Source organism: Alteromonas sp. MmMcT2-5 (genome assembly GCF_022348315.1).
GTDB classification, from domain to species: domain Bacteria; phylum Pseudomonadota; class Gammaproteobacteria; order Enterobacterales; family Alteromonadaceae; genus Alteromonas; species Alteromonas macleodii.
This window is the reverse complement of record NZ_JAKRFB010000007.1, coordinates 1-19140: the sequence shown is the minus strand read 5'-3', so window position 1 is coordinate 19140 and position 19140 is coordinate 1. Positions and strand designations below refer to the sequence as shown.

The following is a 19140-nucleotide window of genomic DNA, read 5'->3' as shown; positions in this document are numbered from 1 at the left end:
TTGTCAGACCCGCTTCTTTCACTCGTTGCAGTTGGATTGCTGTCAATTACCTGCCAATACTTAGCCTATAAGGTTAGGCTCCCTGCTATTTTACCGTTGTTAATTGTCGGTATTGTGGTTGGCCCTGTTTTTGGCGTGCTCAACGCGGACGACTTATTCGGTGATTTGCTGTTTCCTGTCGTTTCTCTCTCTGTTGCCATTATTCTTTTTGAAGGGTCACTGACGCTGAAGTTCAGCGACATCGCGGGTCATGGGAACATGGTTCGAAACCTTTGCTCTGTGGGCGTGGTTGTAACCTGGCTTGTCGCAGCCACTGCTGCTCACTACAGTCTTGATCTTACTTGGCAGCTATCCTTCCTATTCGGAGCCATTGTTACCGTAACAGGCCCCACGGTTATAGTGCCCATGCTCAGAACCGTGCGACCGAAAACGAATTTGGCCAATATCTTACGCTGGGAAGGGATTGTCATAGACCCTATTGGCGCTCTGCTCGCCGTACTGGTTTTCGAGTTTATCGTTGCATCGCAAGAAACCGCCATTACCCATACGCTAATAGCGTTTGGCAAAACCATTGGAATTGGCTCCGTACTTGGTCTCGCTTCTGGCTATCTGCTTGGCCTGTCTATTCGCAAAGACTGGATACCGCACTATTTGCTTAACACCGCAGTGTTAACCGTTATTCTGGGTGTGTTTGCAGCGTCTAATTATGTTGCGCTCGAGTCTGGCCTTTTGGCGGTTACCATATCTGGTATGGTACTGGCCAATATGAAGGACGTAGACGTAGAAGACATTCTTGAGTTTAAGGAAACCCTGAGTGTTTTACTTATTTCAGGCTTATTTATTCTGCTTGCCACGCGTTTGAACTTACAATCGGTAGTGGATGTAGGTTGGGGCTCCATTGTAGTGCTTGCCGCCATTATGTTTGTGGCTCGGCCTTTGTCCGTATTGGCGTCCTCCGTCGGTACCGGACTCAAGTTAAACGAATTAGCCTTGCTAAGCTGGATTGCACCTCGCGGTATTGTTGCAGCGGCGGTATCAGCCCTTTTCTCTTTAAAGCTTGAAGAAATTGGCTATGAAGGCGCGGGTATTATCGTTCCTATTGTCTTTATGGTGATTATTGCAACAGTGGTAGTACAGAGCCTTACTTCACGCACTGTTGCGTCGCTACTTAAGGTGAGAGCGCCTGCGCCAACTGGCTATCTGATTTTCGGTGGCAGTAAATTCAACCGCGCCTTAGCGACGGAAATGATAAATCAAAAGCTAGACGTTACCATTGCAGATACTAACTGGGACGCAATAAGAGAAGCGCGTATGAAGGATATCCCAGTATATTTTGGCAACCCAATGTCTGACCATGCAGCGCGACATCTTGATCTGAATACATTCGGTACCGTGCTGATTATGTCGCCTTATAAACAGCTTAACCCACTTATTGCTTATCACTTTGAATACACGATGGGCAAAGACAAAGTATGGGCGCTGACAAATAACGAACAATCTACGCGACCAAGTCACCAAGTTAGCGAACAATACGCGAAAAAACTTACTCTGTTCGATGAAGGCGTTACTTATGGGTATTTAGCATCGGCCATTGCCCGTGACTCAATGGTGAAAACCACCCGTTTATCTGAAGAGTTTACTTACGAGCAGTACATAAAACAGTATGGTGAGCGCGCTACACCTCTCATTGCGATCAACGCTGAAGGTAAGAGCTATACTTTTATCAACGGTAACAGTATTCAGCCTAAAGCAGGATGGCGTGTGATTAGCTTGATTGAACCAGAACGAAAAGAAGAAAAAGTAGAAGTGCAAAAGTAAGAAAACCTCCTGCCCACCGGCAGGAGGTCTCTCCCTGGAAAACGCGCAACGCAGTGCCCTTTTTAAAAGGTGCATATTTATTTGGATTTTACTGTTGTTACGCTGTCGCACACTTTATAGCAAGCAGCGAACCAACTTTGACAATCCTTGTATAATCAAATAGATAGCTAAAAACCAAGTCCCTATTCATTATCTTTTAGCTGTCACAGCGCCTAATTTGGTGCATCAGACGCACAAATGCGGGGTTCCTTTTTTGTTCAATAACAACGAGTTGCTGTTTTTGACTGACGGCATTTAACGAATACTGCGATGTATACACGCTAAAGTAGAATCTAACGCGCCGCTGTTATCCTGTAGTACCTTTTTACCGGCCATTCCCGCTTTTTCAGCTTTACTGGGTGATTCAAGCCATTCTTGCACCGTTGAAGAAACGCGAGAAGCATCTTCTACAATGCTTAATGCGCCACATTCTTTTAAATAGTCGCAGATAACAGGGTTATTATAGGTGTGTGGCCCCATCATTATTGGCAACGAGAATGCTGCCGGCTCAAGGGCATTATGGCCGCCTCTATCGGCAATAGAGCCGCCAACAAAGGCAAATGTTGCTACCGCATAAGCATGATTTAACTTACCCATTTCATCCAACAGGATAACGTTCACATCGTCTGGAACGTTATCCACCTCTGAACTTTTGACGAAGTTCAAATTATGCCTTTCAAGTAATTTTGCTACGGCTTCAAAACGTTCTGGATGGCGAGGGACAATAATCACCCGTAGTTGAGGGTTCTCGTTCCATAAAACCTTTGCAGATTCAACGATAACGCTCTCTTCAGGTTCGTGCGTGCTGCCTGCAACTAGTATTGGCCTTGCACCCTTAGCTAACCCAAGAAAATGTGCAGAAGAGCTCGCTGTATTTGCGGCTTGATCAAACTTAATATTATTCGTGAGGGTTAGCTTATCTTGTGCAACACCAAGCCATGCATAATTATCATAGTCTCTCTGCCCTTGAGCACATACGTGAGATAGCTTAGCCAACATAGGGTTAAATAGTTGTCCGATTTTTTTATAACGTTTAGCCGAGCGCTCAGTCATGCGAGCATTTATTACCATAACGGGAATATTGCGCTTCCAGCACACGTGAATAAGGTTTGGCCATAGTTCAACTTCTGTAATCATTACTGCTTTGGGCTTAATGCGTTTCAGCATTGAAGACATAGTCAGCGACAAATCATAAGGCAGATAGAAATGGTGAACGGTGTCTTTGAATATATCTCGAACGCGAGCAGAGCCTGTAGATGTGGTTGTAGTAACGGTTATTTGCGCGTCTGGCTCGTGTTGCATTATTCGCTTTATTACGCATGAAGCAGCCACGACTTCCCCCACTGAAACACAGTGAAACAAATAGCCATTCTGCTTGAGCGGCTTTGGGACTATACCAAAACGCTCAAATCTCCCTCGATGCGAGTCATCGCTTGCTTTCGTGGCTTTTATCAATAAATGAATAAATGCGAAGGGAATCGCAATCGCCAATACAAGCGAATATCCCCACCGGCAGAGCGTTTCAAGTAGAGTAGGTTTATAGCCACGTGTATTGGCAACAACCATAAATACATCCTTTTTGATACAGATACTTCGACGGCACGACTACAAGTGATCGACTATCGATGTTGAATTATGCTTTTCAAATACGGTGTGCTGGGCACTGCGGAAACACCCACTTCCAGCGTTAAGCAGGTAATTCTAGCTATCTAGTGCCGCAGTTCCCGATAGATTCTTTCGACATTGTAGTGGCTAAATAGCCCGCGTCTAGGGCAAAGCGACCTATACGTAAGTAAATAGTGTATTTGAGAAAGGCAATAATATATTGATCACTCGCTTTATGCGTATAGTGGTGTTTAAACAGCAGGGTGTTACCACAACCATATAAGAAAAGCCGCAAAAAACGGTCTTAAATACAAAAGCAGCGTATACAGAATATTAAATAAATTTTAAGGAAGGCATTTGAGTATACGCGTTCTTCACATTGAACTTGGCATACATCTTCACGGTGGCGCAGAACAAGTTGCATACCTCATCAATGCGTTAGAGCACCATGATGATATATCACTTCACTTGGTTTGCGCTGAAGACAGTGAGATTCGTCATACGGCTTTTGGGCATTGTGAAATGCATACCATTAAGTATGCCGGTGAGTCAGACTTCCTATGTGTAAAGCGTTTACTGGAAGTCGTAAATGGGGTTAACCCAGACATTATTCATGTACACAGCGAACGGGGTTCGGATGTATGGGGTGCCATGCTCGCCAAAATTTCAGGTGTGCCTACGGTTTGCACAAGGCGAATAGATAACCCCGAAACTCACTTTTCATTTTATAAGTACAAACAATTCGATGCAGTTATCAGCGTATCTGAAGGTGTGAGGAAAGTGGTTTCACTACATTGTGAAGGCGTAGAACATCAGCGCGTTATATATCCAGCAGTAGACTTAACAGAGTATTCCCAACGCAAAGATAGCGGTTGGCTGCGACGTACATTCTCTATTCCTGAAGACCATATCGTCATTGCAAACTTCGCTCAGTACACATCTCAAAAAGGGCAAGCGGATATCATTTTGGCTATGCACGATGTATTGAACAAGCATGAAAATGTAACCTGTTTATTGTTTGGCGAGGGAAATCTAAAAGAGAGCTATCAATCACTTATAGAACGCCATAAGCTAGACGAGCATGTGAAGCTTTGCGGTTTTACTAAAGAGGTAGCCAAAATACTCCCTAATGTAGATATTCTGGTTCATCCTTCCTATTCAGAGGGTTTAGGCGATATTTTACTTCAGGCAGGTGCTAATAAATGTGCAGTGTTATCTAGTCCTGTGGGGGGAATACCCGAAGTTATCAAGCATAAGGAGACAGGTGTAATGGTAGCGCCGGGAGATATTGACGGAATTGGGGAGAGCTTAATTAGTCTAATTGAATCCCCTGATGAAAGAGCACAATATGGAGAGGCTTTGTATAAGCTTGTCACAAGTAAATTTGGTATAGAAAGGATGTCCAAAGCCTACGCTGATTTATACAAGACATTGCTGTCTGACAGTGCTGGGCAGGCTCGTGCTTAGTGTGAATCAAGACTGAAAAACGCCAGATACAAAAAAGCCGCTCGAGAGCGGCTTTTTTAAGACTTTGAAAAAAGTTAGCGATTAAACGCCAGCTTTCTCAACAACGTCAACTAGCATCCAAGATTTGCTCTTAGATAGTGGGCGACATTCACGTACTGTTACTACGTCACCTTTATTGCATACGTTGTTTTCGTCGTGGGCGTGAAGCTTAGTAGAGCGCTTGATGAACTTCCCGTAGATAGGGTGCTTAACAAAACGTTCAACTACAACAGTGATAGATTTATCCATCTTGTTGCTAACCACACGACCTTGTACTGTACGAATTTTTTGCTCAGTCATTACGCATCAGCCTTTTGAGTCAGAATGGTTTTAACACGCGCGATGTTACGACGTACTTTTCTCAACTGATCAGTTTTTTCAAGCTGACCTGTTGTGTGCTGCATGCGTAGGTTGAACTGTTCGCGTAGCAGGTTAATCAACTCTGCGTTCAGCTCTTCTACGCTCTTTTCTTTCAGTTCAGTCGCTTTCATTACATCACCGTCCGAGTTACAAAGGTTGTTTTAAATGGCAGTTTAGCCGCTGCCAATTCAAACGCTTCGCGTGCTAGAGCTTCAGGAACACCTTCCATCTCATAAAGAACACGACCAGGCTGAATTTGGCATACCCAGTACTCAACGTTACCTTTACCTTTACCTTGACGCACTTCTAGAGGCTTCTCAGTAATTGGCTTGTCAGGGAAAACTCGAATCCAAATTTTACCTTGACGCTTAACGTGACGAGTCATAGCACGACGCGCTGCTTCGATTTGACGCGCAGTCATTCGACCACGGCCAACTGCTTTAAGGCCGTAAGTACCAAAGGCAACAGTATTACCCGCTGCTAAGCCGCGGTTGCGGCCTTTGTGCATCTTACGGAACTTCATGCGTTTTGGTTGTAACATGATTAGCCCTCTCGCTTAGCGTTGCGGCCTTTCTTCTTAGGTTGAGCAGCTGGTGCTTGCTCTTGAGTTGTAGGTAGACCACCTAGAACTTCACCTTTGAAGATCCATACTTTAACGCCGATGATACCGTAAGTAGTTGACGCTTCAGAGGTTGCGTAATCGATATCCGCACGGAAAGTGTGCAGAGGAACGCGACCTTCACGGTACCATTCAGAACGTGCAATCTCTGCACCGCCCAAACGGCCGCTAACTTCAACTTTGATACCTTTCGCGCCTAGACGCATTGCGTTTTGTACTGCGCGCTTCATAGCACGACGGAACATAACACGACGCTCTAGCTGGCTAGAGATGCTGTCAGCTACTAGCTGGCCATCTAGCTCTGGCTTACGTACTTCAGCGATGTTGATCTGAGCTGGCACGCCGGCTAGCTTAGATACGTAGTTACGCAACTTCTCTACGTCTTCACCTTTCTTACCGATTACAACGCCCGGACGAGCAGTGTGAATAGTCACACGGATGCTCTTAGCAGGACGCTCGATCACGATCTTAGAAAGTGAAGCGTTCTTTAGTTGCTTAGTCAGATACTGACGTACCTGATGATCGTTATACAGGTTGTCTGCATAGTCTGCAGTATTAGCGTACCAGGTAGAAGTCCATGGTTTGCTGATACCCAGGCGTATACCTGTAGGATGTACCTTCTGTCCCATTATCTACTCCTAGTTATCCGCTACAACCACAGTGATGTGACTGCTGCGCTTGAAGATACGATCAGCACGGCCTTTAGCACGTGGCTTGATACGTTTCATAGTTGGACCTTCGTCAACGAAAACTTTAGACACGCGTAATTCGTCGATGTCTGCGCCTTCGTTGTGCTCTGCGTTAGCAATCGCAGATTCCAATACTTTCTTTACTAGCGCTGCGCTTTTCTTCGGGCTGTACGCAAGAAGCTCTAGAGCTTTCTCAACGTGCATTCCGCGAATTTGATCCGCAACCAAGCGTGCCTTTTGAGCCGACGTGCGGGCAAAACGGTGTTTAGCTAATGCTTCCATCTTCCTACCCCTTAACGTTTAGCTTTCTTATCCGCGACATGGCCGCGGTAAGTACGCGTTGGCGCAAATTCGCCCAACTTGTGGCCGACCATTTCGTCACTAATAATGACAGGTACATGTTGGCGACCGTTATGGACCGCAATGGTCAACCCAATCATATCTGGGATGATCATAGAACGACGAGACCAAGTTTTGATTGGTTTACGTTCGTTCTTTTCCACTGCAGCCTCTACCTTCTTCAGCAAGTGAAGGTCAATAAAAGGACCTTTCTTGAGAGAACGTGGCATGGTGAATCCTCGCTATTACTTGTTTCGACGACGTACGATAAGCTTATCAGTACGCTTGTTGCTTCGGGTTTTCTTACCTTTGGTAGGAACACCCCAAGGAGTTACTGGGTGACGACCGCCTGATGTACGACCTTCACCACCACCGTGTGGGTGATCAACCGGGTTCATGGCAACACCACGAACGGTAGGACGAACACCACGCCAGCGTGTAGCACCAGCTTTACCTAGTGAACGAAGCATGTGCTCTGCATTGCCAACTTCACCGATAGTGGCGCGGCAATCAGATAGAACTTTACGCATTTCGCCAGAGCGTAGACGTAGGGTAACGTAGTTTCCGTCACGTGCTAGGATCTGAGCATAAGCACCAGCAGAACGTGCGATTTGCGCACCTTTGCCAGGCTTCATTTCAATTGCGTGTACAACAGTACCTACAGGGATGTTACGCATAGGTAGAGTGTTACCAGACTTGATCGGAGCGTCCGAACCAGACTGGATTGCATCACCTGCTTGCATACCCTTAGGAGCCAGAATGTAACGACGTTCACCGTCTGCGTACAATACTAGTGCAATGTTTGCAGAACGGTTTGGATCGTATTCTAAACGCTCAACTTTAGCTGGAATGCCGTCTTTGTTGCGTTTAAAGTCGATTACACGGTAGTGTTGCTTATGACCACCACCAATGTGACGAGTGGTAATACGACCATTGTTGTTACGACCGCCAGATTTGCTGTTCTTTTCAAGCAAAGGTGCGTACGGTGCACCTTTGTGCAGGTCAGGATTTACGACCTGAACAACGTGACGACGACCGGCAGAAGTTGGCTTAGCTTTCAATAATGGCATTTCTAATCCCCTTCTTACTCAGCACCACCGACAAAGTCGATGTCCTGACCTTCTTTAAGAACCACGTAGGCCTTTTTCCAGTCGCTGCGCTTACCGAAAGACATGCCGTGACGCTTGGTTTTACCCTTAACGTTCACAGTACGAACACCTTCAACTTCAACTTCAAACAGTTTTTCAACTGCAGCTTTGATTTCGGCTTTGTTCGCGTCTTTAGCTACTTTAAATACAACTGTGTTGTTCGCTTCAGCAGCCATTGTAGACTTTTCTGAAACGTGAGGTGCTACTAGCACCTTCAGTAGACGTTCTTCTTTCATGCTAACGCCTCCTCAAGTTGTTTAACCGCATCAGCAGTCATTAGCACTTTTTCAAATGCAATCAAGCTCACTGGGTCGATGCCTGCTACGTCACGTACGTCAACTTTGTACAAGTTGCGCGCCGCTAGGAACAAGTTCTCATCAACTTCAGGAGTAACGATTAGAACGTCATTTAGTTCATATTCGTTAAGTGCAGAAATAAGAGCTTTAGTCTTAGGTGCGTCAACACCGAACTTCTCTACAACAACCAAACGGTCTTGACGGATTAGTTCAGACAGGATGCTCTTGATCGCACCGCGATACATTTTCTTGTTAACTTTTTGGTCAAAGTCACGAGGCTTTGCTGCGAAAGCACGGCCACCGCCAACCCAAATTGGGCTACGGATTGTACCAGCACGAGCACGGCCAGTACCTTTTTGACGCCATGGCTTCTTACCGCCACCACGAACTTCAGCGCGAGTTTTCTGCGCTTTTGTACCCTGACGAGCACCTGCACCGTAAGCTACAACTACCTGGTGTACCAGGGCTTCGTTGAATTCACGTCCAAAGGTCGCTTCGGATACTTCAAGAGCGCTTTGCGCGTCTTTCAATGTTAATTCCATCAGTTCACTCCCCCAGACGTTACGCTTTAACAGCTGGCTTTACGATTACATCGTTGCCAGTTGCGCCAGGTACGGCACCTTTAACTAGGATAAGGCCGTTCTCTACGTCAACACGTACAACTTCCAAAGACTGAGTAGTCACTTGCTTGTTACCAAGCTGACCAGCCATTTTCTTGCCTTTGAATACTTTACCTGGTGATTGGTTTTGACCAATTGAACCAGGAGCACGGTGTGACAAAGAGTTACCGTGTGTCATACGCTGAGAACTGAAGTTCCAGCGCTTGATAGCACCTTGGAAACCTTTACCTTTTGATGTACCAGTTACATCAATTTTCTTAGTGTCGTTAAAGATTTCAACAGTGATTTCACTGCCTACTTCAATATCGGCACCTTCGTTTTCTTCTAGGCGGAATTCTACTAGAGTGCGTCCAGCTTCAACACCAGCTTTAGCAAAGTGACCTGCTTCAGCTTTGTTGATGCGGTTAGCTTTCTTAGTTCCAGCAGTAACCTGAAGAGCGCGATAACCGTCAGTTTCCTCAGTACGAAGCTGAGTAACGCGGTTTGGGGTCGCTTCAATAACAGTCACAGGGATAGACGTACCATCTTCAGTGAAGATGCGAGTCATACCCACTTTACGACCGACTAGACCAATCGCCATTGTTATAACCCTCTCTTATTAGCCCAGGCTGATTTGAACATCAACGCCAGCAGCCAAGTCCAAACGCATCAACGCGTCAACTGTTTTATCAGTTGGCTCGATGATGTCTACCAAACGCTTGTGAGTACGGATTTCATATTGATCACGCGCGTCTTTGTTAACGTGCGGAGAAATCAGAACTGTATAGCGTTCTTTGCGAGTAGGTAGAGGAATAGGACCACTTACCTGAGCACCAGTGCGTTTCGCAGTTTCAACGATTTCAGCCGTAGACTGATCGATCAACTTGTGATCAAACGCTTTCAAACGAATGCGAATTCTTTGATTTGGCATCGATTAAGCTCCAATCGAAAGAACAAAAAAATTCACCCTTTCTCTTCCATTTATTCCGGAAAGAAAGGATGTGCGTAAACCGATGGTTCCCAATCGGAACCCTGTTCTTTTTTCTAGCACGCCAGCAACAGGCTAATCAGTGATGATGAATCCGTTACTTCGGCAACCACCCTAAAAGCAGTGAGGTCGCGGCTAAAAATTACGTGCCCTAATTGGGCAGTGGGCGCGAATTATACAGAAAGGCAGAAGCAATGCAAGAGGCAGTTTGCTTTTTATACACATATTTTTACGCTATACCAGTGTATGTAACTGTCTATAAGTAGTATTGTTGCTTTCGTGGTATAGGTATATCTTGTTACCCCAGCTTAACAGGCACTTGTAATGCCAAATGCATAAAGGACTAGGCGCCAACATTATTAGTAGTGAGAATATGGAAGTAGTGAATAACCAGCAAACTTTTGCACAAATAAAACGCATTTTAAATAACCATTCCACGTTACTGGATGCATATGGCTTATTAGAGCCAATTATCCTCGGTTTGTTTGATGCCCAGCGTATGAGTATTTTTCAACGTCGACGTCAGCATCAAGATTTGGTCGCGAGATTTAAAACGGGTAAAGAGACACTGGAAATAAAAGTGCCAATTAGCCCAATGTCGATTGCTGGTTATGTTGCCCTATCACAAAAGGCTGTGGTTATTGACGACCCGTATAATCCTGCACTACTTCAAAGCATTCACCCTCGCCTGCGCTTCGCTGATAAGTTCGACAAAGACAATGACTTTAAAACCCAGAACATTTTATGCGTACCTATAATGAATGCGGGCGTGTTGATGGGTGTTATCCAAATCATCAACAAAGTCAGTGGTGGTTTTACTGAAGAAGATTTAAAGCTAGGCAATGCCCTTGCACTTATTCTTGGCGACAAGTTCAGATTTGAACTGGGCGGCACAAACAACCCTTTCGATCTACTAGTTCACAAAAGCTTATTAGACGAAGCTACATTAAACGATATTCAAAGTTCTACTCCAGACATTCGCGCTCTTATACAGCGTCTTGTATCGGAACACCGCATCTCTGAAGAAGAAATTGGCAACTCGCTTTCTATTCACTATCAGGTGCCTTTTATTCCTTATTTACCTGATAAGTATCACAGGTTCGAAAATGAAAGCCGTCTGAATGTTTCTTATTTAAAAAGAAACTATGTGGCTGTCATTGCCGATGCCCATGACAAGCCTATCGTGTTGATGGCTGAACCTAATAATGCGGCGCTACTTATGGAAATAGAGAGCGCCATGGGTATTGATAGCTACGAGATAGCTGTCAGCCTACCAAGCTTAATTCTTCAATATTTGGGGGAAAACAGCGGTGGCGGTGGCCCCGGCGAGATGAGTGATATTCTCGACGAGATTGGTACATCAACTGAAGATAACGACGACCAAGTCGATGAGCTGTCGGACGACGCCCCTGCTGTGGTGCGCTTAGTAAGCCGTATTCTGCACGATGCAAAAAGACTCAACGCGTCAGATATTCATATAGACCCAGAGAAAAATGCGCCCACTCGTGTACGTATGCGCGTGGACGGTGTGTGCCGCGACATGAACCAAGTGCCTAATTCGCACCACAGTGCGGTTATTGCACGCATAAAGATAATGTCGAATTTGAACATTGCCGAAAAACGCGTACCTCAGGATGGCAAACTCGCGTTTAGAATGAATGGTCAACTTGTTGAAGTTCGTGTTGCCACCATTCCTACGGTTGCCGGTGAAGGTGTAGTTATGCGTATTCTGGCATCTGGCGGTGCGATGCCTATTGATAAGATGAACTTGGCACCGAACAACCGTGCACGTTTAGAAGAAATGATTAAGAAGCCTCACGGCATTCTTCTCGTTGTTGGGCCAACGGGTTCAGGTAAAACCACCACGCTTCACGCTATATTGGGATATTTAAACACGCCTGAAAAGAAGATTTGGACCGCTGAGGACCCGGTGGAAATCACGCAACCCGGCCTACAACAGGTTCAAGTAAGCCCTAAGATTGGCTTCAACTTTGCTGCGGCCCTGCGCGCATTCTTACGTGCTGACCCTGACATTATTCTTATTGGTGAGATGCGTGATAAAGAAACCGCACATGCGGGGATTGAAGCCTCGTTAACCGGTCACTTAGTACTGTCTACACTGCATACCAACTCAGCCCCTGAAACGATTACCCGTTTACTTGATTTGGGTCTCGACCCTGTGAACTTCTCAGATGCCTGCGTGGGTATACTGGCTCAACGTCTTATTCGAACGCTATGTAGTAGCTGTAAAGAAAAGTACATCGCCACTGAAACCGATATGGCCTTTATTGAGCGCCAGTATGGTCATGCGCACATGGCGGAGCTGAATATTCAGACGCCACTAGAGCTTTACCGCGCTAAAGGCTGCGAAGAATGTGGAAACACGGGTTACAAAGGTAGAACAGGGGTACATGAACTACTAGGTATGACGCCAGAGCTTCGGTCAATGGTGTACAAAGAAGCCAGCGTCGCCGATATGAAGTCTCAGGCTGCTGCTGATGGCATGCGCACCCTCGTTCAAGACGCAATTTTCAAAGTGCTTAAAGGCGACACCGACCTTGCACAAGTCCAAATTATTGGTGGAGATTAATCACTCAACTCTTAAAATTTTTAGTAACGTAAAACAAATACTGTACTTTAAGACGGTTCACTATGAGTGTGAATTGCGTTATAAATTTATCAAAAAGAAGGGATACTACATGAAAAATCTATTAGCAATAGCTGCCGTTTTATCTTCAGTTGTACTTTCAGCCCCTACGTTGGCTCAGTCGCATACTAAGAATCATATTTGGAAATCCGAATATTTATCTACTTTAGAATTGGGCTTGCACGCCCTGAAGGCAGAGAAGTATGAAAAAGCACTGGAGAAGCTGACTGCTTCTGCAAAAATGGGAAATAAAGAAGGCCAATATTACCTCGCGCAAATGTATTTCCAAGGATGGGGGACGCCCGTTAATTATGAAGAAGGCTGGCTCTGGTTGAATGTTGCAATGGAACAAAAAACCGCTGAATGGAACCGTTCTTACCGACAGATAAAGAATGCTTTACCTGAAGACTACATCAATGCTTTAGAGCCTTATGTAGAAGAATATATCTCTCTTTACGGTGCACAAGCCCAAGATTTGAGATGTGAGACACGCGCTGCCATCGGCTCGAATATTAAAGAAGTAATCTGCGAAAAACGCTATTACTAACATCACATGGCATAGCGACTTCTCACTACAGAGAAGTCGCTAACCACTACCCTTATACGTGCTATTTCTTCAAGTATTCTCTTATCACGTAATGCAGAATGCCGCCGTTTTCAAAGTAAGTGAACTCGTTTGATGTATCAATTCTGATATCCATCATAAACGTTGTTGTTTTTCCTTCATCCGACACGGCTTTAACTTCAACCTCAGTCTGCCCACGTTCAACAGCGTTAATAGAAAAAGACTCATTGCCTTTAAGCTCCAAAGAACTCGCGCAATCACCTGACTTAAATTGAAGTGGCAAAATCCCCATTCCAATCAGGTTAGAGCGGTGAATTCTCTCGTAGCTCTCGGCTAATACTGCTTTCACCCCCATCAAAGAAGGGCCTTTAGCTGCCCAATCTCGACTCGAGCCAGTACCGTACTCTTTTCCACCAATTACAATGGCTGGTACGCCGTCATCTTTGTAACGCATGGCAGCATGGAAAATAGACATACTATCGCCACTTGGGAAGTGTGTGGTAGCACTGCCTCTTGTGCCGGGTGCTAATTGGTTTTGAAGACGCACGTTAGCAAACGTACCTCTCATCATAACCTCGTGGTTACCACGACGCGATCCATAAGAGTTAAAGTCTTTAGGCTCAACCCCTTGGGCCTGCAGGTACTCTCCGGCTGGGCTATCTTCTGCGATGGCGCCGGCTGGAGAAATATGGTCGGTAGTAATCGAATCGCCCACCTTAACCAAGCATCGTGCGTTTTCAATTGCAGTTAAAGCCTCAGGCTCTTTACCCATTACTTCAAAGAAAGGTGGATGCTTAATGTAGGTTGATTCTGGCCAGTCGTAGACTGACGTTTTACTTACCTGCAATTCATTCCATTCACCGCTTCCTTTAAATACATCTGCATACTTTTCTTTAAACAAATCACCGGTGACGTTTTCCGCTATATATTGCTGAATTTCGTCTTCGGTAGGCCAGATGTCTTTCAGATATACCGGAGAACCATCACTCGCCTTACCTAACGGCTCTTTAGTGATATCTACATTCATGTTTCCAGCCAACGCGTATGCAACAACCAGTGGTGGTGATGCAAGGTAGTTTGCAGCCACATCAGGATGGATACGCCCTTCAAAGTTGCGGTTACCAGATAAAACTGAGGTAACCGTAAGTTTCGCTTTTCTAATGGCGTCGGTAATGGCATCAGGTAGCGGTCCAGAGTTACCAATACACGTAGTACAGCCGTAGCCAACCAAGTTAAAGCCTAGTGCTTCAAGCGGATCCATCAGACCTGCATCTTCTAGATACTGAGTAACAACCTGCGAACCAGGTGCTAATGAAGTCTTAACCCACGGCTTACGAGTTAGCCCTTTTTCCGCTGCTTTCTTCGCAAGCAAGCCTGCGCCAACGAGTACAGATGGATTTGACGTATTAGTACAGCTGGTGATAGCAGCTATTACAATAGCGCCATCTTCAAGGTTGAACTTGCTTCCTCTGAACTCCACGAACGAGTCGTGTTCTTCGTCCACCTCGTCTGTTGTACCTAACCCCGCTTCCGCGATGAGATCGGTTTCTTCATCAAGCACTTTCACGTCAATTTGCGAACGATGCCACTCTCTAAATGCCTCTGCTGCATTATCGAGGGCAATTCTATCTTGAGGACGCTTAGGTCCAGCAAGTGAAGGAACCACTTCATCTAAGTTAAGTTCAAGGGTCTCATGATACTGGGCATCTTTTGAGTGGTCGTCGTGCCATAAGTGGCTGAACTTTGCATATTCCTCAACAAGGGCAATTTGATCTTCGTCTCGGCCGGTGAGTCGCAGGTAATCTAGCGCAACATCATCAATAGGGAAGATACCGCAAGTAGCACCATATTCGGGCGCCATGTTTGCGATGGTGGCACGGTCTGCCGTAGTAAGATGCTTAAGACCCGGTCCATAGAATTCTACAAACTTTCCAACAACGCCATGTTCACGTAGTTGTTGTGTGATAGTTAGCACCATGTCGGTGGCAGTTACGCCAGCAGGCAACTTACCTGAAAGCCTGAAGCCAACCACTTTTGGTAATAACATTGTTACTGGTTGACCCAGCATCGCCGCTTCTGCTTCAATGCCTCCCACACCCCAGCCTAGTACGCCAAGGCCATTAATCATAGTGGTATGCGAATCTGTTCCTACTAGGGTATCTGGGTAAACCAACGTTTCCCCATCCTGTTCCTTAGTAAACGCGCAACGAGCAAGATACTCTAGGTTAACCTGATGCACGATACCGCGACCAGGGGGAACCACTTTGAAATTGTCAAAGCTAGACTGACCCCATTTTAGAAATTGATAACGCTCTCTATTTCGCTGAATTTCAATGTCGGTATTCTTTTCAAGCGCATCGTCTTCAGCAAAATGATCTACCATTACTGAGTGGTCAATAACCAGCTCTACTGGATTGAGGGGATTAATCGCCTGAGCGTCGCCACCTAAACGATTAACCGCATCGCGCATGGCTGCTAAATCAACAATAGCAGGCACACCCGTAAAATCTTGGAGGATGACGCGTGCGGGAACAAAAGACACTTCGTAATCAACGTGATTATCTGTGTCCCACTTTGCTACTTGCTCAATATCGTTGCTGTTAACAAACTCTTGGTCTTCATGACGAATCAGGTTTTCCAAAAGAATTTTGATACAAAACGGAAGCCTGTCGAGCGCATATTTACTGCCTATACCGTCAAAATTTACCGCCTTGAAGTTTTTGCCGTTTACTTCAAGCTGCGAAAAAGACTTATATGTCATACGCTCACCATCCTTCTTTGCCTGTTCGTGAATATTGTGTACGTTTCAATTTTGCCAACGCAAGAAACGAGCAACGTGTTTTTAGTCGCCTTATTTTCCAATTTGTACGGCCTAAACATGAAAAAAAGTTCACCTACTATTAGTAATGGCATCGCTTTTTTAGCTATTTCTCATTATTGGTTTAAACAGATGGATTATGGAGAAGCGCTGTAACAGCTGGAAAAAGCTGACTAGGGCAGATAGCGCTTATTGATAAGAAAGCTTCGCATATGCACAGAGTACTTGCTGATTAAGATGGTTTACAAATATGCAACATTTCTGTTTTCTTATAACGCACCAAACGGTATGCTTAAAAGAAGGTTAAACATTAAATGTCTTAATACATGCTTAGGAAAGCTTTGAGATATACAAGCATTAGTAGTAAGCAATAAAAATAATAACGAAGTTATCATGACACACCCGCTAGTTAAGAAGTACAACCTTGCACCTCACCCCGAGGGAGGTTTCTATCGTCAAGTTTTCCGTTCTGAAAACGAAACTAAATCGTTTGTGCACAATGCTAGTCGACCCGCGCTTACTCATATTTATTTTCTTCTATTAAAGGGACAAGTTAGTCGTTTTCATCGCGTGTTACATGATGAAGTGTGGAATCACTACGAAGGGGCTCCACTACAACTGTTTCAACTTGAAAAACAACAGTTGTGGGAACGTCGCATTGGTGGGCAAAGCACTGACTATGTAGAAGTTGTTAAAGCAGGGAATTTTCAGGCAGCCGCAACGATGGGTGATTACTCACTTGTTGGTTGTACAGTAGCACCTGGCTTCGACTTCGAAGACTTTAGCTTTATTGAAGAGCCATCGATGCAAGAGTGGATAAAAGTTGCTCATCCAGACCTTACCCGTTTTATATAATAATTCCCAAGTTATAGTGATAAACACACGTCTTACCTGCGATTTTGTACCAGCATAAACTGGATTTTTAAGCGCCAATCAAGGATGATAACAGCAGATTTTTAAATATACGTCTGAACGTCCAATTTCTGGAATTATCTCAGACTATTTCACTCTAACGCCGCAGGTAACCCAACTATGTATAAATTGGTACTTATTCGTCATGGAGAAAGTCAGTGGAACTTGGAAAACCGTTTCACAGGCTGGCACGACGTTGACTTGACCGACACTGGTGTAGCACAAGCAAAGACCGCAGGTCAGCTTCTTAAAGATGCTGGATTTACATTTGATCAGGCTTATACGTCTGTACTTCTTCGCGCAATTAAAACACTTAATATTGCACTTGAAGAGATGGGTCAGCACTATCTTCCAGTTGAGCGTCACTGGCGTCTGAACGAGCGTCACTACGGTGCGTTAACAGGTCTAGACAAAGCAGAGACTGCCGCTAAGCATGGTGAAGAACAGGTTAAAATCTGGCGTCGTAGCTTCGACATCCCACCTCCGGCCGTTGAAGATGATAGCGAGCACTTCCCAGGTCACGATCCGCGTTACAACAATGTAGATGCTGATATTTTGCCACGTGGTGAAAGTCTAAAACTAACTATCGAACGTGTACTACCATACTGGCACGACGTTATTCGTCCAGACATCCAAGCAGGCAAACGCGTAATTATTGCTGCGCACGGCAACAGTCTTCGTGCTCTTGTTAAGTACCTTGATGGTATGTCAGACGAAGAAGTGTTGGGTCTAAACATTCCTACAGGTGTGCCGCTAGTATACGAACTAGATGAAAACCTTAAGCCAATCTCTAAAGAATATCTTGGCGATGCTGACGCTATCAAAGCAATGATGGATGCAGTCGCTAAGCAAGGCAAAGCGAAGTAATCGAGTGCCTTTTTAGAAACGAAAAAGCCTGCGTTCGCAGGCTTTTTTAATGGGTGTCTGATTAGACTAGTTTGGCACTTTCACCAACCAATTGTGAGTGTCTTCGGCCTTACCCCATTGGATATCATTTAACGCTTGTCTTAGCTTCATCGTTACAGGGCCAGCTTCACCGCTACCCACCTGATACTCTTTATCATTGTGAATAAAAGTACCTACCGGCGTAAGTACAGCCGCTGTACCAGATAGTGCTGCTTCAGTGTTCGGTTTAGCTGAACGCTCTAGTAGTTCGTCTACAGTAATATCACGCTCACTCACCTTCATGCCGTGGTCTTTGGCAATTTGAAGAATCGTTGCTCGGGTCACACCGTGTAGGAAGCTAGAATCTAACCCTTTAGTAATGATTTCATCACCATCGATAAGCAGGAAGTTAGCAGCTCCGGTTTCTTGTACATCGCCATTAGGGCAAAACAGAATTTGATCAGCCTGAACTTCTGCACGCGCTTTAAGAATAGGAGGCAACGCACTGGCGTAGTTACCACCGCTTTTTACCATTCCCATGTGCGGCGCACAGCGCATGCCTGTTTCGTCAAGCAACAAGCGAAGTGGCTTCAAACCGCCGGCAAAGTAATCACCAACCGGCGATAACAGGACGTATAGCATAGAACTTGCTGATGGCGCTGCCGCTTTACCGATAGACGCTTCTGTGCCGATATGCGTAGGGCGGATATACATAGAACCTGGAGGCTCTGGAACCTCAGAGGCATATTTTGCAACAATATCGATGATCATCTTTTCGACTTGCGCTTTGTCTATTTCAGGCAAGTTAAGTAGACGGCTACTTTGAGCAAAGCGCTCAATATTCTTATCCATTCTAAAAATGTTGATGCTGCCATCTTCGTGCTTAAATGCTTTCAATCCTTCAAAGCATGTACTTGAGTAATGAAGCACGTGTGCACCAGGGTGCAGCTGAATACTATCTGCACTGACAAATTCGGTGTCAGTCCACTTATCGTTGACAAAGGTAGCAAGTGCCATTTGTGGCATGAATACTGTACCGAATACGGCCATTAGTTTGTCCTATTTACTTCGACTAGAAAAATACTCGACAGAGTTTACCAAAAAACGCTCACTTTGCTAAAAGTAAGTCAGATCTATTAAGGCTTTTATCGAATAAGAATGTCTACAAATACTGACAACACAAAATAATGGGGTCAGAGTATATTTCAAAGATTGGGGTCAGAGTCTGAGGTATCCCCACAAATAATATTGCGATATCAATAAGATAAAAAAGATAGGAACATTCATGACGTTTGGTGATCAGATCA

Annotated in this window: 20 protein-coding genes; 6 read left to right on the top strand and 14 right to left on the bottom strand. The window is 45.1% G+C overall.

Annotated features, from left to right (window positions below; genetic code table 11):
- Positions 1–1818 carry a sodium:proton antiporter gene (locus MHN09_RS05530; RefSeq protein WP_239239524.1) on the top strand — a complete coding sequence of 606 codons (1818 nt, stop codon included), beginning with the start codon at positions 1–3 and terminating at the stop codon, positions 1816–1818.
- A gap of 294 nt (positions 1819–2112) precedes the next feature.
- Here the strand turns inward: MHN09_RS05530 and MHN09_RS05525 are convergent, their stop codons facing one another.
- On the bottom strand, positions 2113–3423 hold the full coding sequence (locus tag MHN09_RS05525; RefSeq protein ID WP_239239519.1) for a 3-deoxy-D-manno-octulosonic acid transferase: 1311 nt from the start codon (positions 3421–3423) through the stop codon (positions 2113–2115).
- A 396-nt stretch (positions 3424–3819) separates the two neighbouring features.
- Between MHN09_RS05525 and MHN09_RS05520 the strand changes: the two genes are divergently transcribed.
- Complete coding sequence (locus MHN09_RS05520; protein WP_239239516.1) at positions 3820–4929, top strand: glycosyltransferase family 4 protein; 1110 nt, start codon at positions 3820–3822, stop codon at positions 4927–4929.
- Between the two features lie 81 nt (positions 4930–5010).
- Here MHN09_RS05520 and rpsQ read toward each other — a convergent pair whose 3' ends face one another.
- Genes rpsQ through rpsJ form a run of 11 tightly spaced genes read right to left on the bottom strand, consistent with a single transcriptional unit; the run spans position 5011 to position 9949 of the window.
- Complete coding sequence (rpsQ, locus tag MHN09_RS05515) at positions 5011–5268, bottom strand: 30S ribosomal protein S17 (protein WP_014975444.1); 258 nt, start codon at positions 5266–5268, stop codon at positions 5011–5013.
- Complete coding sequence (gene rpmC / locus MHN09_RS05510; protein ID WP_014947980.1) at positions 5268–5459, bottom strand: 50S ribosomal protein L29; 192 nt, start codon at positions 5457–5459, stop codon at positions 5268–5270. The genes rpsQ and rpmC overlap by 1 nt, the downstream gene beginning before the upstream one ends.
- Positions 5459–5869 (bottom strand): 50S ribosomal protein L16, encoded by a 411-nt coding sequence (gene rplP / locus MHN09_RS05505; protein WP_014997065.1) that lies wholly within the window; start codon positions 5867–5869, stop codon positions 5459–5461. The genes rpmC and rplP overlap by 1 nt, the downstream gene beginning before the upstream one ends.
- A gap of 2 nt (positions 5870–5871) precedes the next feature.
- On the bottom strand, positions 5872–6576 hold the full coding sequence (gene rpsC, locus MHN09_RS05500; RefSeq protein WP_014947978.1) for a 30S ribosomal protein S3: 705 nt from the start codon (positions 6574–6576) through the stop codon (positions 5872–5874).
- 9 nt (positions 6577–6585) lie between these two features.
- Complete coding sequence (gene rplV / locus MHN09_RS05495) at positions 6586–6918, bottom strand: 50S ribosomal protein L22 (RefSeq protein ID WP_014947977.1); 333 nt, start codon at positions 6916–6918, stop codon at positions 6586–6588.
- Positions 6919–6929: 11 nt separating this feature from the next.
- The gene (gene rpsS, locus MHN09_RS05490) at positions 6930–7205 is read right to left on the bottom strand and encodes a 30S ribosomal protein S19 (protein ID WP_012516961.1); all 276 of its coding nucleotides are present in this window, start codon (positions 7203–7205) and stop codon (positions 6930–6932) included.
- Between the two features lie 15 nt (positions 7206–7220).
- A complete protein-coding gene (gene rplB / locus MHN09_RS05485; protein ID WP_014947976.1) occupies positions 7221–8045 on the bottom strand; it encodes a 50S ribosomal protein L2 in 825 nt (274 codons plus the stop codon).
- 14 nt (positions 8046–8059) lie between these two features.
- Positions 8060–8359, bottom strand: coding sequence for a 50S ribosomal protein L23 (rplW, locus tag MHN09_RS05480; RefSeq protein ID WP_012516959.1), 300 nt, complete (start codon positions 8357–8359; stop codon positions 8060–8062).
- Positions 8356–8961: a 50S ribosomal protein L4 gene (gene rplD, locus MHN09_RS05475; protein ID WP_012516958.1), complete on the bottom strand. Its 606-nt coding sequence runs from the start codon at positions 8959–8961 to the stop codon at positions 8356–8358. Before rplD ends, rplW begins: the two co-directional genes overlap by 4 nt.
- A 19-nt stretch (positions 8962–8980) precedes the next feature.
- The gene (rplC, locus tag MHN09_RS05470) at positions 8981–9619 is read right to left on the bottom strand and encodes a 50S ribosomal protein L3 (RefSeq protein ID WP_014947975.1); all 639 of its coding nucleotides are present in this window, start codon (positions 9617–9619) and stop codon (positions 8981–8983) included.
- 18 nt (positions 9620–9637) lie between these two features.
- The gene (gene rpsJ, locus MHN09_RS05465) at positions 9638–9949 is read right to left on the bottom strand and encodes a 30S ribosomal protein S10 (protein ID WP_010179497.1); all 312 of its coding nucleotides are present in this window, start codon (positions 9947–9949) and stop codon (positions 9638–9640) included.
- Between the two features lie 430 nt (positions 9950–10379).
- Between rpsJ and MHN09_RS05460 the strand changes: the two genes are divergently transcribed.
- Positions 10380–12596, top strand: a complete 2217-nt coding sequence (locus tag MHN09_RS05460) for a GspE/PulE family protein (protein ID WP_080986449.1) — start codon at positions 10380–10382, stop codon at positions 12594–12596.
- A 109-nt stretch (positions 12597–12705) separates the two neighbouring features.
- Positions 12706–13200: a sel1 repeat family protein gene (locus tag MHN09_RS05455; protein ID WP_014947973.1), complete on the top strand. Its 495-nt coding sequence runs from the start codon at positions 12706–12708 to the stop codon at positions 13198–13200.
- 61 nt (positions 13201–13261) lie between these two features.
- Here MHN09_RS05455 and acnA read toward each other — a convergent pair whose 3' ends face one another.
- Positions 13262–15979, bottom strand: coding sequence for an aconitate hydratase AcnA (acnA, locus tag MHN09_RS05450; RefSeq protein ID WP_239239513.1), 2718 nt, complete (start codon positions 15977–15979; stop codon positions 13262–13264).
- 450 nt (positions 15980–16429) lie between these two features.
- Between acnA and MHN09_RS05445 the strand changes: the two genes are divergently transcribed.
- Both MHN09_RS05445 and gpmA read left to right on the top strand, forming a co-directional pair.
- Positions 16430–16891 (top strand): cupin domain-containing protein, encoded by a 462-nt coding sequence (locus tag MHN09_RS05445; protein WP_014947971.1) that lies wholly within the window; start codon positions 16430–16432, stop codon positions 16889–16891.
- A gap of 177 nt (positions 16892–17068) precedes the next feature.
- Positions 17069–17815: a 2,3-diphosphoglycerate-dependent phosphoglycerate mutase gene (gene gpmA / locus MHN09_RS05440; RefSeq protein ID WP_014947970.1), complete on the top strand. Its 747-nt coding sequence runs from the start codon at positions 17069–17071 to the stop codon at positions 17813–17815.
- Between the two features lie 66 nt (positions 17816–17881).
- Here the strand turns inward: gpmA and MHN09_RS05435 are convergent, their stop codons facing one another.
- Positions 17882–18883 carry a branched-chain amino acid aminotransferase gene (locus MHN09_RS05435; protein ID WP_049588570.1) on the bottom strand — a complete coding sequence of 334 codons (1002 nt, stop codon included), beginning with the start codon at positions 18881–18883 and terminating at the stop codon, positions 17882–17884.
- Between the last annotated feature and the right edge of the window lie 257 nt (positions 18884–19140).